Origin of the sequence: Staphylococcus sp. OJ82, assembly GCF_000294465.1 — a bacterium.
GTDB lineage: Bacteria > Bacillota > Bacilli > Staphylococcales > Staphylococcaceae > Staphylococcus > Staphylococcus equorum.
Window position 1 is genome coordinate 1 of sequence record NZ_ALPU01000009.1, and the last position, 16,949, is coordinate 16,949.

At 33.5% G+C, this 16,949-nt stretch carries 16 protein-coding genes; 15 read left to right on the forward strand and 1 reads right to left on the reverse strand.

Annotation, left to right across the window (positions count from 1 at the left end):
* Window positions 1-33: 33 nt before the first annotated feature.
* Window positions 34-1,032 (reverse strand): LLM class flavin-dependent oxidoreductase, encoded by a 999-nt coding sequence (locus tag SOJ_RS07315; RefSeq protein ID WP_002507430.1) that lies wholly within the window; start codon window positions 1,030-1,032, stop codon window positions 34-36.
* Window positions 1,033-1,333: 301 nt separating this feature from the next.
* Here SOJ_RS07315 and SOJ_RS07325 point away from each other — a divergent pair, with 301 nt between their 5' ends.
* From SOJ_RS07325 to greA, 15 genes are all read left to right on the forward strand, one after another.
* Window positions 1,334-2,440 carry an ATP-binding cassette domain-containing protein gene (locus SOJ_RS07325; protein WP_002507431.1) on the forward strand — a complete coding sequence of 369 codons (1,107 nt, stop codon included), beginning with the start codon at window positions 1,334-1,336 and terminating at the stop codon, window positions 2,438-2,440.
* Window positions 2,441-2,474: 34 nt separating this feature from the next.
* Entirely contained in the window at window positions 2,475-2,966 is a 492-nt protein-coding gene (locus SOJ_RS14720; RefSeq protein ID WP_232246094.1) for an ATP-binding cassette domain-containing protein, read from the forward strand.
* Window positions 2,967-3,026: 60 nt separating this feature from the next.
* Window positions 3,027-4,169: a cysteine desulfurase family protein gene (locus SOJ_RS07330; protein WP_002507433.1), complete on the forward strand. Its 1,143-nt coding sequence runs from the start codon at window positions 3,027-3,029 to the stop codon at window positions 4,167-4,169.
* Window positions 4,170-5,282: a tRNA 2-thiouridine(34) synthase MnmA gene (gene mnmA / locus SOJ_RS07335; protein WP_002507434.1), complete on the forward strand. Its 1,113-nt coding sequence runs from the start codon at window positions 4,170-4,172 to the stop codon at window positions 5,280-5,282.
* Window positions 5,283-5,406: 124 nt separating this feature from the next.
* Window positions 5,407-6,072, forward strand: a complete 666-nt coding sequence (locus SOJ_RS07340) for a tetratricopeptide repeat protein (protein WP_002507435.1) — start codon at window positions 5,407-5,409, stop codon at window positions 6,070-6,072.
* A 3-nt stretch (window positions 6,073-6,075) separates the two neighbouring features.
* The gene (recD2, locus tag SOJ_RS07345; protein WP_002507436.1) at window positions 6,076-8,472 is read left to right on the forward strand and encodes an SF1B family DNA helicase RecD2; all 2,397 of its coding nucleotides are present in this window, start codon (window positions 6,076-6,078) and stop codon (window positions 8,470-8,472) included.
* A gap of 353 nt (window positions 8,473-8,825) precedes the next feature.
* A complete protein-coding gene (gene alaS, locus SOJ_RS07350; RefSeq protein WP_002507437.1) occupies window positions 8,826-11,456 on the forward strand; it encodes an alanine--tRNA ligase in 2,631 nt (876 codons plus the stop codon).
* Window positions 11,457-11,524: 68 nt separating this feature from the next.
* On the forward strand, window positions 11,525-11,785 hold the full coding sequence (locus tag SOJ_RS07355) for an IreB family regulatory phosphoprotein (protein WP_002507438.1): 261 nt from the start codon (window positions 11,525-11,527) through the stop codon (window positions 11,783-11,785).
* Window positions 11,786-11,788: 3 nt separating this feature from the next.
* Window positions 11,789-12,217, forward strand: coding sequence for a Holliday junction resolvase RuvX (gene ruvX / locus SOJ_RS07360; RefSeq protein WP_002507439.1), 429 nt, complete (start codon window positions 11,789-11,791; stop codon window positions 12,215-12,217).
* A gap of 16 nt (window positions 12,218-12,233) precedes the next feature.
* The gene (locus SOJ_RS07365) at window positions 12,234-12,566 is read left to right on the forward strand and encodes a DUF1292 domain-containing protein (protein WP_002507440.1); all 333 of its coding nucleotides are present in this window, start codon (window positions 12,234-12,236) and stop codon (window positions 12,564-12,566) included.
* Between the two features lie 445 nt (window positions 12,567-13,011).
* Window positions 13,012-13,653: an O-methyltransferase gene (locus tag SOJ_RS07370; protein WP_002507441.1), complete on the forward strand. Its 642-nt coding sequence runs from the start codon at window positions 13,012-13,014 to the stop codon at window positions 13,651-13,653.
* Window positions 13,650-14,573: a peptidase U32 family protein gene (locus tag SOJ_RS07375; RefSeq protein WP_002507442.1), complete on the forward strand. Its 924-nt coding sequence runs from the start codon at window positions 13,650-13,652 to the stop codon at window positions 14,571-14,573. The genes SOJ_RS07370 and SOJ_RS07375 overlap by 4 nt, the downstream gene beginning before the upstream one ends.
* Before the next feature lie 13 nt (window positions 14,574-14,586).
* Window positions 14,587-15,855 carry a peptidase U32 family protein gene (locus SOJ_RS07380; RefSeq protein ID WP_002507443.1) on the forward strand — a complete coding sequence of 423 codons (1,269 nt, stop codon included), beginning with the start codon at window positions 14,587-14,589 and terminating at the stop codon, window positions 15,853-15,855.
* Window positions 15,855-16,478, forward strand: a complete 624-nt coding sequence (gene udk, locus SOJ_RS07385) for a uridine kinase (RefSeq protein WP_002507444.1) — start codon at window positions 15,855-15,857, stop codon at window positions 16,476-16,478. The genes SOJ_RS07380 and udk overlap by 1 nt, the downstream gene beginning before the upstream one ends.
* A 27-nt stretch (window positions 16,479-16,505) precedes the next feature.
* Window positions 16,506-16,949: transcription elongation factor GreA (gene greA, locus SOJ_RS07390; RefSeq protein ID WP_037539507.1), on the forward strand; the 444-nt coding region annotated here is incomplete at its 3' end.

Sequence of the window (16,949 nt, forward strand, 5' to 3'; positions counted from 1 at the left end):
GATTGGGATTTTATCATTTTATTTACTTGAATTTTATAGCGTATCTACCACGTTTTTTAGTTTATGGTAAGAATCAAGTTGGGCTTCTTGATCATAAATATAGCTGATAGCCATTAATTCATCAATATCACCATGTTCATCTATAAATGTTTTAATTTTATTTTTTACAGTTTCTTCAGAGCCGATAAGTGATGAACTCATACGTTGTTGGGCAATTTCAAATTCAGTAGGTGTTAAGATACCTTTTAAATCATCAGTAGGTGGTTGAAGTGGTTGCATTCTGCCTCTTGTTATACTGACCATAACTTGTGCTTGAGTTGTTGATAAGTATTCAGCTTGTTCATCAGTATCAGCAACAATGGCATTTAAACAAACGATGACATAAGGTTTGCTAAGTTCATTGGAAGGTTCAAATAAATCTTTATATATTTCGATTGCATCTTTCATTTGTTGTGGTGCAAAATGACCAGCAAAAACATAAGGAAGTCCTTTTCGTGCTGCTAAATGGGCAGAATCAGTAGATGAACCTAGGATATAAAGTGGTACATGTTTATCTACAGCGGGATAAGCTCGCACATATGCTTGGTGATTACCAGGACCAAAATATTTGGCAAGTTGTTCAACTTCTTCCGGAAATTCATAAACGCCATTATGTTGATCTCTACGTAAGGCACTAGCAGTCATCATATCAGTGCCAGGAGCACGTCCTAAACCTAAATCTACACGCTCTGGAAATATTGTTTCCATCGTACCAAACTGTTCGGCAACTACTAATGGTGCATGATTTGGTAACATGATACCACCTGAGCCTACTCGAATTTTAGATGTGTGCTCTAATGTATGTTGGATTAACAAAGCAGTAGCAGAACTTACTAAATTTGGTGCATTGTGATGTTCTGCAATCCAATAGCGTTCATAATCTAACGTCTCCAAATTTTGAGCTAATTTAACCATATCTTTAATCGCAGCTTGATCATCTTCTCCTTCTCGAATAGGTACAAGATTAAGCGCTGATAATTTTAAATTGTACATGTTTATCGTTGTCCTCCTCATTGATTGTTATTATATTGAAGTATAACAGTCGTTATAAAACTTGCGTAAGAAACTGCTCACTGTTATAATGATGGAAATTAAAAACGTTAGGTGGCTTAATTAAGGCGATGAAGACATTGGATAAATATCAAGAAAATAAATTAACAAAACTACATTTAAATGAGAAAGTTATAGGATATGTCCATGTCGTAAATAATATGAACTATTATTAAGCAACCGCATATAATGATTGCAGTATATATTTATGGCATGTCATATCCTCGGAAGTGAGGAAATTGATATGTCTTTTTATTATGTTCAAAAACCATTTGAAAAATATGGTAAAACGTTGATAAATCACGTGAATATAAGTGTTGAAATAGGAGAACACATAGCGCTCGTGGGTGATAATGGTGTTGGTAAAACAACCTTACTGAGTGAACTATACTTAAAGTATAGAGATAATGCATATCTTATGAAGCAAGATATGACAGATTATTATAATGAAACTGGAATGGAATTTGTTTTATCTTTATTTCCAGAAATATTAAAATTAAAAAAAGAAATAACTTATAATTATGAAAAAATAGCTGATTATATAGCATATAATGGTTATGAAGTAGAACAAAAAATTATTACACAAGCGAATTTATTTAATTTAACCGAAACTGATTTAGACAAACAAATGGGTCTTTTAAGTGGAGGCCAACAAACACGCGTCGCATTATTACGTTCGATTATTTCAGAGAAAGATTTGATTTTATTAGATGAACCAACTAATCATCTTGATCAAACTATGCTTAATGATTTGATAACTCACATGAATAAATCAAAATGTACAATAATCTATGTATCTCATCACCGTGGCTTTATCAATGCAACTGCTAGTCATATCATAGAGATAAATCGAGCACAGACAAGGAAATTTACGGGTAATTATAACCAGTATAAAGAAATTATAGATTTAGAGTTTCAAACACAAGTGAATGCTTATGAAAAACAGCAGAAAGAAGTTAAGAAGCTTGAAGACACCATTAAAAGAGTTAAAGAATGGCATGCTGCTTCTAAGCAAACAACGAGTGTTCGCGATCCCTCTATGCAAAAACGATTGAGTAAATTAGCACAAAAATCAAAAGTAAAAGAATCACAATTAAATCAAAAATTAAACGAAAAAAATATCGAAGAACCCGAAAAAGATAATAGAAAGTTTCATTTCGAACATCATGAAAAAAAGCGTAAACGTTATTTATTGAGGTTAGAAGATTTCAGTATTTCAATAAATGATCTTTGTATTTATAATCAATCGAATTTCGAAATTAAGAATAATGAAAACATTTTACTTACTGGACTTAATGGCAGTGGAAAATCACTATTAATCAACTTGATTAGACAAAAAAATAAAACCTGATCAAGGCTTTATCCATATTACACCTTCACTTAAAATAGGTTATTTCGATCAACAAAATAATAATTTAACGTATCGTGAGACACCTTTAAATACTTTGTTAGCTTTAGAAGGTATGACACGTAGCCAGGCCCAAACGATTTTAGCAGCATTTGGTTTCGACCAAGATAAAATTATTGAACCCGTTGCTTATTTGTCAATGGGAGAGAAAAGTAGGTTGCAGTTTGTATTATTATTTTTCTCAAATCCTAATTTATTGATATTAGACGAACCAACAAACTATTTTGATATCACAACACAAGACTTGATTATGGACATGATTCATAGTTTTAGTGGTCAAGTGCTCATTGTCACACATGACCAGTACTTACAATCACGATTCACAGCGACGCATTGGGAAGTATCCAATAAGCAACTTCATAATTTGACGCTCAATCAATATCGTAAGACAAATACCGTTGATACTTTGAAATTATTAGATGATTACAAAACAATTGATGAAAGTGGACATTTTGAAACAGAGAACTAGAAAATTTGATTAGATGGTGCTATCATTGGAACATTGATAAAATTGTTAGGAGTGTCAAACATGGAAGTATATGCAGATTATGCTGCAACAACACCAGTCAAACAAGCAGTTATAGATAAGATGATGGATGTTTATAGCGTTCATTATGGTAATCCGTCTTCTATTCATAGTATCGGAAGAGACGCAAGAAAATATCTCGATGAATCGCGCAGAACGGTAGCGAAGATATTTAATGCTAAGCCAAGTGAAGTTATATTCACGAGTGGCGCTACTGAATCTAATAATACTGCAATAAAGGGTATTGCGTACGAACGTCAACATAAAGGTAAACACATCATTACATCTAAAATTGAACATCACTCTGTACTCCATGTTTTTGAACAACTCGAAAAAGAAGGCTTTGAAGTAACATATTTAGATGTGGATCACGAAGGCTTAATACAACTTGACCAATTAAAAGCAGCACTCACGGACGAAACAATTTTAGTGTCAATCATGTTTGTTAATAACGAAATAGGTACAGTCGAACCTATGTATGATATTGACGATATCATTGCTGAATCTAACGCTTTGTTTCACGTTGATGCAGTTCAAGCGATAGGGCACTTGGAAATAGATTTTCATGAATTTAACATTGATGCGATGAGTATCACCGCACATAAATTTGGAGGTCCCAAAGGTGTGGGGACTTTATTAGTCAAAGATGATACAAAATTACAATTTCCACAATTAGGTGGGGAACAAGAAGCAAAACGAAGAGCAGGCACAGAAAATCTCCCACAAATTGTAGGGTTAGCTGAAGCTTTAACTTTAGCGAATAATCATATAAACGATAATAATGTTCATTTAATGAATTTGAAAAACCAATTTCTCGTTACATTACAAGAGCGCTCAGTTCCATTTGAATTGAATGGTTCTATGACAGATTCAACAGGGCATATCGTTAATTTATATTTGCCTTTCGTTGATGTAGAAACGATGCTTACCTTATTGGATTTATCTAATATATATGTCTCGTCAGGTTCTGCATGTACAGCAGGAACAACGACACCATCACACGTTTTAGTAGCAATGTATGGCAATGAAGAACGTGCAAAACACTCTGTAAGATTTAGTTTTAATGAACAAACGACTGAACAAGAAATTAAATATATAACTGCAGAAATACACAAAATTTATCATAAATTTAAGGAGGAAATATAGTTGTCAAATCAAGATACACGTGTGGTAGTCGGTATGTCAGGTGGCGTAGACAGTTCTGTAACGGCACACATATTAAAAGAACAAGGTTACGATGTCATAGGTATATTCATGAAAAATTGGGATGATACTGATGAGAATGGGGTATGTACGGCTACAGAAGATTATAATGATGTAATTGCCGTCTGCAATCAAATCGGTATACCTTATTACGCAGTTAATTTCGAAAAAGAATATTGGGATAAAGTATTTACTTATTTCTTAGATGAATATAAAAAAGGACGCACGCCTAATCCAGATGTAATGTGTAATAAAGAAATTAAATTTAAAGCTTTCTTAGAGCATGCATTAAAACTAGGTGCAGATTATGTTGCAACTGGTCATTACGCACGCGTAAGACGTCATGAAGATGGTCATGTCGAAATGTTACGTGGTGTCGATAATAATAAAGACCAAACTTATTTCTTAAATCAATTATCACAAGATCAATTATCTCGCGTTATGTTCCCAATAGGGGATATTGAAAAATCAGAAGTACGTCGCATTGCTGAAGAACAAGATTTAGCAACTGCTAAAAAGAAAGATTCTACAGGTATTTGTTTTATAGGAGAACGTAATTTCAAAGAATTTCTATCTCAATATCTACCAGCTCAATCTGGCGATATGGTTACATTAACAGGAGATAAAATCGGTACACATGCAGGTTTAATGTATTATACAATTGGTCAACGTCATGGCCTTGGTATTGGCGGAGATGGAGATCCATGGTTTGTAGTTGGTAAAAATCTAGATGACAACGTATTATATGTAGAACAAGGTTTTCATCATGATGCATTATACAGTGACTATTTAATCGCTTCTGATATTTCATTTGTGAATACAGTTGATTTAGAAGAAGGCTTTGAATGTTCTGCTAAATTTAGATATCGTCAAAAAGATACTAAAGTATTTGTAAAAAAAGAAAATGACAATGCAATTCGCGTTTTATTTGCTGAACCAGTTCGAGCAATCACACCGGGTCAATCTGTCGTCCTTTACGATGGTGATGTATGTTTGGGTGGCGCTACAATTGATGATGTCTTTAAAGAATCAGGTCAGTTAAGTTACGTCGTATAATACATTTTACTTAGAAATCGTTAGTAAGCTATATATTATAGTAACTAACGATTTCTTTTTCTGAAATATGATTTAAAAAAGATGAGCAAATGTTATAATGAATAGTCAGAAATGAGGGTTTAAATTGGATCAAGAACAAATATATAAATTAATTAAACAAGGTAATATTGAAGAAGCGTTAACAGCATTATTTGCAAATATTGAAGAAAATCCCAAAGAAGTTGAAAACTATATAAATGCAGGTATTTTAATAGCCGAAGCGGGTGAAGTTGAAAAGGCTGAAAAGTTTTTTCAAAAAGCAATAACGCTCGATCCAGAAAATGGTGCGATTTATTATAATTTAGGCAATGTATATTATAATGAAGGACGATTTAGTGAAGCAATCAAACTATATCAGCAAGCTCTAAAATACAATGTAGATTTAGTGGATACCAATTATATGATTGGTATGTCATTTAATCAACTAGAGGCATTTAAAGAAGCATTACCGTTCCTAATGACTGCCGCTGAAAAAGATGACCGTAAAGACGTAGAAGTTCAATTTCAATATGGTCTTGTATTATGTCATTTAGAAATGTTTGAACAAGCAATCACTCAATTGAACTATGTATTAACTTTAGATGAGAAGCATTCAGATGCTTTATATAATCTAGGCTTAGCTACTTATATGCAAACTGAAGATACAACACAAGCAATTCAAATTTTCGAACGTGCAGTTGAAGCAAATCCAGAACATGTGATGAGTCAACACGCAATCAAAACTTTTAAATCTATAGCAGAGGAGGAATAACTTATGGAAGACCCTACATTATTTAACAATTCAATGATTAAAGGAACCGTGGATGCTATTTTATTTCAAAATAAAGAAAATTTTTATACGGTTTTAAAGGTAGATACAATTGAAACAAATGAAGATTTCAATTCAATGCCTACAATTGTAGGGTTTTTCCCGGAAATTGCTGAAGGTGATGTCTATACGTTTAAAGGCCAAGTTGTAACACATTCTAAATATGGTAAGCAACTCAAAGCTGAAACGTTTGAAAAAGAGTTGCCGCAAACAAAAGAAGCAATCATTAGTTATTTATCCAGCGATCTTTTTAAAGGTATTGGTAAAAAAACTGCACAAAGTATTGTAAATAAGTTAGGCGAGAATGCCATTAGTGATATATTAAATGATCCTGCTGTTTTAGAAAAAGTACCGAGTCTACCAAAAAAGAAACAAAAGCAAATCGCAGAACAAATCGCTAGTAATCAAGAAACAGAACAAATCATTATACGACTTCACGACTTAGGTTTTGGTCCGAAGCTTGCTATGGCAATATACCAAGCCTATTTAGGTGAGACACTTAAAGTTGTTGAAAATACACCATACCAATTGGTTTATGATGTAAAAGGAATCGGTTTTAATAAAGCAGATGCTTTAGCACGTAACGTGGGAATTCAATTTAATGATGATGAACGTCTGAAAGCTGGTTTGTTATATGTTTTAGAAGAAGAATGTATTAAACAAGGCCATACATATTTACCTACAAATAATGTTATGGAAATGACACAAGATATGTTGTCTCAACCACCAGCAGAAATGATTGATGCACAACAACTTATAAATGTATTGCAAGATTTAGTAAATGATACGAAATTAATCCAACAAGAAAATGAAGTTGCTATACCAAGTTTGTATTATTCAGAGTTGAAAAGTGTTCAAAACTTATATCGCAATTTTACGCATACAAATAAATTAAAAGAAATTGAGCAATCAGAATTATTGCTTGAAATTGGTGAAATAGAGAACCGTAATGAAGTAACATATGCCGACTCACAAAGAGACGCGCTACAAACTGCAATCAATACTAAAATCATGCTACTAACTGGTGGTCCAGGTACTGGTAAAACGACAGTAATCAAAGGTATCGTAGAGCTATATGCAGAGATTCATGGTTTATCGTTAGACTATGATGATTACCAAAATGACGATTACCCTGTTGTGCTTGCGGCACCTACCGGCAGAGCATCAAAGCGGCTTGCAGAATCTACAGGATTAGAAGCAATGACGATACATCGGCTCATTGGTTGGAATCAAGATACACAACCTGAAGATATTTTAGAAAATGAAATATCTGCAAAACTTATTATTATAGATGAGATGTCGATGGTTGATACATGGCTTTTTCATCAATTTTTGAGTGCAGTACCTATAGACGCACAAGTTATATTAGTAGGTGATGAAGATCAATTACCATCTGTTGGTCCTGGACAAGTGTTTAAAGATTTAATCGATTCAAAAGTTATCCCACGTGTCAATTTAACTGAAGTATACCGCCAACAAGACGGTTCTAGTATTATTGAGTTGGCACATAGAATGAAATTGGGCGAAGCAATTGATATTACACAGCGTTTCCATGATCGTAACTTTATCAAATGTACGACTGAACAAATACCCACAGTAGTTGAAAAAGTAGTGACAAGTGCAGTAAATAAAGGATATGACATGAGTGATATTCAGGTATTAGCACCTATGTATAAAGGTTCCGCAGGTATTAAAAAACTAAATACGGTCTTGCAAGATATATTGAACCCTAAAGACAAAGATACTCGAGAAATTGAGTTTGGTGATGTTGTTTTTAGAAAAGGAGATAAGGTTTTACAACTTGTGAACCGACCAAGTGATAATATTTTTAATGGTGATATCGGTGTAATCGTAGGTATATTTTGGGCGAAAGAAAATGCATTAAATAAAGACATACTTGTCGTTGATTTTGAGGGCAATGAAATAACGTTTGTTCGAAAAGATTTATTAGAATTAACACATGCATATTGCACATCTATTCATAAGTCTCAGGGTTCTGAGTTTCCTATAGTCATCATGCCAATAGTCAAGCAATATTTTAGAATGTTACAAAAACCTATTTTATATACAGGGCTTACTCGAGCGAAGCAGTCGCTTATATTTTTAGGTGACCCACAAGCATTTGATATTGGATTGAAAACACACGGTCAAGTGAGAATGACACAATTATGTACATTTCTGAAAACTTATTTCAATAACGAAGTAACTGAAGATGCTGAAGATAGTATTGCAATTAGTAAAACAATTGATGCAGATATCATTTTGACTGAAGATAATATCTTTAAAATTAACCCTATGATCAACATGGGAGACATTTCACCATATGACTTTGTAGAAGATTGACATTAGTAACGAAAGTAAATACAATATAATTAACTTAGCATAAAGGTGAGTAGACTGTGTTAGACAACAAGAGATGTACTGGTTGGTGGAAAGTACAGATAATACAGTTGAACGCTGCTTTATGTCAGTATAAATAATAACTAATTAAGTGATAAGTGTGAGTTAGTAAATTTTAAGAATAACTATCGTCTGATATGTAAATCTTTAAAATTTAGATAGAAATAGATTTACTAATGCTTATAACCAGGGTGGTACCGCGAAACGTTCGTCCCTTTTATGAGGATGAGCGTTTTTTATTTTCAATTTTTTCTTATAACTGTTATAACTTGATTTGAGATGGAGGAATTTTAAGGATGAAAAACTTAAAAGCTAGTGAAATTAGACAAAGTTTTATTGATTATTTCGTTGAACAGGGACACATGGTTGAACCTTCAGCGCCGTTAGTGCCTATTGATGATGATTCTTTACTATGGATTAACTCTGGTGTTGCGACATTGAAAAAATATTTTGATGGTAGAGAAACACCGAGAAAACCTCGTATCGTGAATTCACAAAAAGCGATTCGTACCAATGACATTGAAAACGTAGGCTTTACTGCACGACACCATACGTTCTTTGAAATGTTAGGAAACTTCTCAATTGGCGATTATTTTAAAAAAGAAGCAATCCAATTTGCATGGGAATTTTTAACAAGTGAGAAATGGATGGCAATGGATCCGAAATTACTTTATGTCACAGTTCATCCTGAAGATGTGGAAGCATATAGAATCTGGAATGAAGAAATGGGATTAGAAGAAAGTAGAATTATCCGAATTGAAGGTAATTTCTGGGATATAGGTGAAGGTCCTTCTGGTCCCAACACTGAAATATTCTATGATCGTGGCGATCAATTTGGTCATGATGATCCTGAAGAAGAAATGTATCCAGGTGGAGAAAATGAACGCTTTTTAGAAGTGTGGAATCTAGTGTTTAGCGAGTTTAATCATAATAAAGATCACACTTATACACCATTACCAAACCAAAATATTGATACTGGCATGGGTCTAGAAAGAATGGCTTCTATCGCCCAAAATGTACGTACAAATTATGAAACTGACTTATTTATGCCTATTATTCATGAAGTTGAAGCAGTTTCTGGCAAAAAATACTTAGAAAAAGATACGTATGATGTTGCCTTTAAAGTGATTTCCGATCATATACGTACAATTGCGTTTGCCATTGCTGACGGTGCTTTACCTGCTAATGAAGGCAGAGGTTATGTATTGCGTAGATTGTTACGACGTGCTGTAAGATTCAGTCAATCTCTAGAAATTAATGAACCATTTATGTATCAGTTGGTTGATATCGTTGCGGATATTATGGAACCTTATTATCCAAACGTAAAAGAAAAATCAGATTTTATTAAACGTGTTATTAAATCAGAGGAAGAACGTTTCCACGAAACTTTAGAAGAAGGGCTTGCGATATTAAATAATTTAGTTGCAAAAGCTAAAGATTCAACTCAGGAAATCAATGGTAAAGATGCGTTTAAATTATATGATACTTATGGTTTCCCAGTTGAATTAACTGAAGAAATCGCAACACAAGAAAACCTTTCTGTTGATATGCAGACTTTTGAAATTGAAATGGAACAACAAAGGAATAGAGCAAGACAAGCACGTCAAAGTTCTCAATCTATGCAGATTCAAAGTGAAGTATTGAAAAAAATAACTACTGAAAGTAAATTTGTGGGTTACGACATCATGGATAAAGCAACAACGATTACTGATATTATCTATAACGGAGAATTAGTAGATACAGTTGAAGCTGGAGAAACAATTCATTTTGTATTAAGTGAAACACCATTCTACGCTGTAAGTGGTGGACAAGTTGCAGACCAAGGCATAATCAGTAACGAACAATTTGAAATTGCCGTGACTGAAGTAACGAAAGCACCAAATGGACAGAACTTACATACAGGTGAAGTTCAGTTTGGAACAGTTAGAAAAGATGCTGAAGTTTCTGCAAGCGTGAATCACGAAGACCGCCGTGCAATCAAGAAAAACCATAGTGCCACACACTTATTACATGCTGCTTTAAAAGAAGTGTTAGGTGATCATGTGAATCAAGCTGGTTCATTGGTTGAAGCAGACCGTTTAAGGTTTGATTTCTCACATTTCGGACCTATGAGCCAGGCAGAGATTGATCGTGTTGAACAACGTGTTAATGAAGAGATTTGGAATAGCATCGATGTTAATATCCAAGAAATGTCAATTGATGAGGCTAAGCAAATAGGTGCTATGGCACTATTTGGTGAAAAATATGGTGATGTAGTAAGAGTTGTAAATATGGCACCATACTCTATTGAGTTATGTGGTGGCATCCATGTGAATAATACTTCTGAAATTGGATTGTTTAAAATTGTTAGTGAATCAGGTACAGGTGCAGGCGTGCGTCGTATCGAAGCATTTACAAGTAAATCAGCATTTCTATATTTAGAATCTGTACAAGAGAAATTTAATGCTGTTAAGACTCAAGTTAAAGTTAAAACAGATGAGCAAGTATTAGAAAAAATAGTGCAAATGCAATCTGATGAAAAAGAACTTACAAAACAATTAGAGCAAAAAAACAAGGAAATTACAGCCTTAAAAATGGGTGATATCACTGACCAAGTTGAAGATATAAATGGCTTGAAAGTTTTAGCGACAGAAGTTGAAGTTGCAAATGCCAAAGCAATTCGTGAAACGATGGATGACTTTAAATCGAAATTACAAGATACAGTAATCGTATTAGTAAGTAACGTAGATGGAAAAGTATCATTAGTTGCCACTGTACCAAAAGAATTAACTGCTAAAGTGAAAGCAGGAGATATTATTAAAAACATGGCACCTATAGTAGGTGGAAAAGGCGGTGGCCGTCCTGACATGGCTCAGGGTGGAGGCACTCAACCTGAAAACATCACAGAATCATTACGTTTCATTAAAGATTACATTAAATCTCTATAACTTCAGTGCATAGTAATGTAGAATGTAAATAAGAAGTTTTTTACTTGATACGAAGGAGTGCTAAAAGAATGGAAAATTTTGATAAAACAATGAAGTTTAATTACGATGAAATTCCAAAAGAAGATGTCAAAACAGTATTGAAAAATGTCTATAATACGTTGGAAGAAAGAGGATATAACCCTGTAAATCAAATCGTAGGTTATTTACTATCAGGTGATCCAGCTTATATACCTCGTAATAACGAGGCTAGAAACCAAATACGCCGCATAGATCGTGACGATATTATGGAAGAACTTGTTTCGAATTATTTACAAGAGAATTCAAAATAATATATGTTAAAGCATAAGATATTAGGTTTAGACGTTGGAAGTAAGACTGTAGGCATTGCAGTAAGTGATTTAATGGGTTGGACAGCCCAAGGATTAGACACACTCCGTATAGACGAAGAAAACAATGAACTAGGTATTGAACAATTAGTAAAAATTATAAAAAAAGAGAATGTTGGCTCTGTTGTTATAGGTTTACCTAAAAATATGAACAATTCTATTGGATTTCGAGGCGAGGCTTCGTTACAATACAAGGAGCAACTTCAAGAAGCACTGCCATCTGTAGAGATAATTATGTGGGATGAACGATTAAGTACCATGGCTGCAGAACGTTCTTTACTGGAAGCAGATGTTTCTAGACAGAAACGAAAAAAAGTAATAGACAAAATGGCAGCAGTTTTTATATTGCAAGGCTATTTAGACTCTATTCAATAAAAAGGAGCGTTTAATAATGACAGAACAGAATAAAGATGCAGAATTAGAAATTAACAACGAAGAGGAATTATTAACACTATATGATGAAGAAGGTAATGAAGTTTTATACCGTAAAGTCCTAGAATTTTTCCACCCAGAATTCAAAAAAGAATATGTCATTCTTGCTGAAGAAGGCGCTGAATCTGATGATGAAGATTTAATTGAATTAGTACCAATGATCAACGAACCAGACGAAAATGGTGAAGGTGGTAAATTCTTACCTGTTGAAACAGATGAAGAGTGGGATATGATTGAAGAAGTAGTTAATACTGAAATGGACGATCATGACCACGATCACGACCACGAATAAAATAACTATAAAAGCCACATATAGTCTCGTATAGGACTAATAAATAACTAAAGGATGATTTCATTAGAAATCATCCTTTCTTGCTGTCAACAAACGTGTGAAGTTTTGTTGACAGTTTTTTATATCGTTGGCATAAGTCCCCGTCCAGCTCATATTCTAAACAGAGACTTTCGTTTTGCTAAACACAACATAAAGCTCACCACAGCTTCAAAGCACAATTTACACTTATATTTTGTGCTAGTTTATGGTAAAATATATAAAGTTAATTTCAATCGTACGTTATGTATATTTATGATATATCTCTATATCAATACTTGAACGTGTACCCTTATAAAAAGCGAGTAACCAATTACTTTTATTAAAGACAATCAGTCAATTTATTCTGACTGATTTATTTTATTATTTAAATCGAAAGTATCATTTTACAACAAAGGAAGTTATGAAAATGGATAATAATCAATTATATTTGTTAAATTTGCATAAGCAAACTGATAAAGATATTGAATCATTAAGAACCTATGCAGAGGAAAATCAAGTGCCCATCGTTGATAAGCTCACTTTAGAAATGATAAAACAAATTATTAGATTACATAAACCTATTAATATTTTAGAAATTGGAACTGCAATTGGTTATAGCGCTATGCAATTTGCTTCTATTTCTGAAAAAATTAATGTGACTACAATTGAACGTAATGTAGAAATGCAAGATAAAGCGAAAGAAAATATTGAGTTATTTCAATATTATAACCAAATTAGATTAATTGAAGGTGATGCATTGGAGCAAGTTGAAAATGTGGATGATCGCAGCTATGATATGATATTTATTGATGCAGCGAAGGCACAATCCAAAAAGTTTTTTGAACTTTATACGCCTTTATTAAAAGTAGGGGGCATCGTAGTTACTGACAACGTACTTTATCATGGTTTTGTATCTGATATTTCTGTCGTTCGTAATAGAAATGTCCGACAAATGGTAAAGAAAGTACAAGATTACAATGAATGGCTAATGAACCTCACGGATTATACTACTAATTTTTTAAACATGGATGATGGTTTGGCAATTTCAATTAAAGGGGAATCAAAATGACAGAATTATTAGTAACACCAAAATCTGTTGCACATATTGAAACATTAATTGGAAAAGGTGCTGATGCTTTTGTAATTGGCGAACAAAAATTCGGCTTAAGGCTTGCAGGTGAATTTAATAAAGATGACATGATAAAAGCTGTGAATTTAATACATAGTCAAGGTAAAAAAGCTTATGCTGCTGTTAATGGCATTTTTCATAATTATCATCTGAACGCATTAGCGTCTTATATTAATTTTTTGCATGAAATTAAAGTAGACCGAATTATATTTGGTGACCCAGCAGTGGTTATGTTTGTAAAAGAACAAGCACATCCAATCCCATTAAATTGGGATGCTGAAGCACTAGTTACCAATTACTTTCAATGTAATTATTGGGGGGAAAAAGGTGCTCAACGTGCTCAATTAGCTAGAGAGCTTAGTTTAGAAGAGATTATTAATATTAAGGAAAACGCTGATGTTGAGATTGAAGTTCAAGTGCATGGAATGACTTGCATGTTCCAATCTAAACGTATGCTATTAGGCAATTATTATACATTTCAAGAACGACAAATGAAAATTGAAAGAAATAAACATGCAAATGAATTATTATTATACGATGAAGAACGTGATAATAAATATCCCGTGTATGAGGATTATAATGGTACACATATCATGTCACCTAATGATATATGTCTAATTGAAGAGTTAGAGCCACTTTTATCAGCAGGTATAGATGCATTGAAAATAGATGGTGTATTACAATCAGAAACCTATATTAATGTATGTACAGAACAATACAGAGAAGCCATTGATTTATATAACGAAGATCCTGAAGTTTATGAAGATGAAAAATTTATGCTTGTCGACCCAATTGAAGCTATACAACCAGAACATCGTCCGTTTGACGAAGGCTTTTTATTTAAACAAACAGTATATTGATGGAGGTTTAACAGTGAAAGTTTTAGAAGAAGTTAAATTACATAATAAACCTAAAATGAATAAACCTGAACTTCTGGCTCCGGCTGGTAATTTAGAAAAATTAAAAATTGCAGTACACTATGGAGCAGATGCTGTGTTCCTTGGTGGACAAGAATACGGTTTAAGATCAAATGCAGATAATTTTACAATGGATGAAATTAAAGAAGGCGTTGAATTTGCACAACGCTATGGTGCTAAAATTTATGTTACTACCAATATCATTGCGCATGATGAAAATATAAATGGATTAGATGATTATTTGCGTGATTTAGCCTTAACTGGTGCAACAGGCATTATCGTTGCTGACCCTCTTATTATTGAAACATGTAAACGTGTGGCACCTAAATTAGAGATACATTTATCTACACAGCAATCTCTTTCAAATTATAAAGCCGTTGAATTTTGGAAAGAAGAAGGCTTAGATCGAGTGGTATTAGCTCGTGAAACTGGAGCAATGGAAATGAAAGAGATGAAGGAAAAAGTAGATATTGAAATCGAATCTTTTATACATGGTGCGATGTGTATTGCTTATTCAGGAAGATGTACTTTAAGCAATCATATGACAGCGCGTGATTCCAATAGGGGTGGTTGTTGTCAAAGTTGTCGTTGGGATTATGACTTGTTACAAGTAGATCAACACGGCGAGTTAGATTTGTTCTATGACGATGATGAAGTTGCGCCATTTGCAATGAGTCCTAAAGATTTAAAACTAATCGAAGCTATACCAAAAATGATGGATATTGGCGTTGATTCTTTAAAAATTGAAGGACGTATGAAATCTATTCATTATATTGCAACAGTTGTTTCTGTGTATCGCAAAGTCATCGATGCTTATGCGGAGGATCCAGAATATTTTAAAATCAAGCCAGAATGGTTAATCGAATTAGATAAATGTGCCAATAGAGATACGGCCTCAGCGTTTATTGAAGGCACGCCAGGTTATGAAGAACAAATGTTTGGGCAACAAAATAAAAAGAATGCATCATTTGACTTTTGTGGTTTAGTATTAGACTATGATAGTTCTACCCATATAGCCACAGTGCAACAACGTAATAAATTTGAACCTGGACAAGAAATCGAATTTTTTGGCCCTGAAATTGAAACATTTAGACAAGTTGTGGATACAATTTATGATGAAGAAGGTAATGAACTTGATGCTGCACGCCACCCATTGCAAATCGTGCAAATCAAAGTCGATCATCCAATTTATACCAACAACATGATGAGAAAGGAAATTGGATAATGAATAGTACGACAATTATAGGAATTGCAGGCGGCTCCGGATCGGGGAAAACATCAGTAACAAATGAAATTATGAAGAATTTAGAAGGTCATAGTGTTGCACTATTGGCTCAAGACTATTATTATAAAGACCAATCGCATTTAACTTTTGATGAACGCTTGGAAACCAATTATGACCATCCGTTTGCATTTGATAATGATTTGTTAATCGAGAATTTAAATGATTTGAGAAATGGGAAACAAATTGAAGTTCCAACGTATGATTATTCAAATCATACGAGAAGTGATAAAACGATTGCATTTAAGCCAAAAGATGTTATTATCGTGGAAGGTATATTTGCGCTTGAAAACAAAACATTAAGAGATTTAATGGATGTCAAAATTTATGTTGATACTGATGCTGATTTGCGTATCTTAAGGCGGTTACTTCGAGATACTGAAGAAAGAGGCCGTACTATGGATTCTGTTATAAATCAGTATTTAAATGTGGTGCGACCAATGCATAATCAATTTATAGAGCCAACTAAAAGATATGCAGATATTATTATTCCAGAAGGTGGCAGTAATAAAGTAGCAATCGATATAATGACGACAAAGATTCAAACTTTAGTAAGTAAACAATAGTATGTATATGTAAAGGAAGATGACATAATGGAAAATCAAAAGCAATATCCAATGACTCAAGAGGGTTTTGAGAAGCTAGAACATGAGTTAGAAGAATTAAAAACAGTTAAACGACCAGAAGTCGTTGAAAAAATTAAAGTAGCACGTTCTTTCGGTGATTTATCTGAGAACTCAGAGTACGATGCTGCAAAAGACGAACAAGGATTTATCGAACAAGATATTCAACGTGTAGAACATATGTTACGTAATGCACAGATTATCGAAGATACTGGTGATAACAATGAAGTTAAAATTGGTAAAACAGTAACAATTGTTGAATTACCAGGCGAAGAAGAAGAAGAATACCAAATTGTTGGTTCAGCTGAATCTGATGCATTCAATGGTAAAATTTCTAATGAATCACCAATGGCTAAAAGTTTAATTGGTAAAAAATTAGAAGAAGAAGTACGTGTACCGTTACCTAATGGTGGC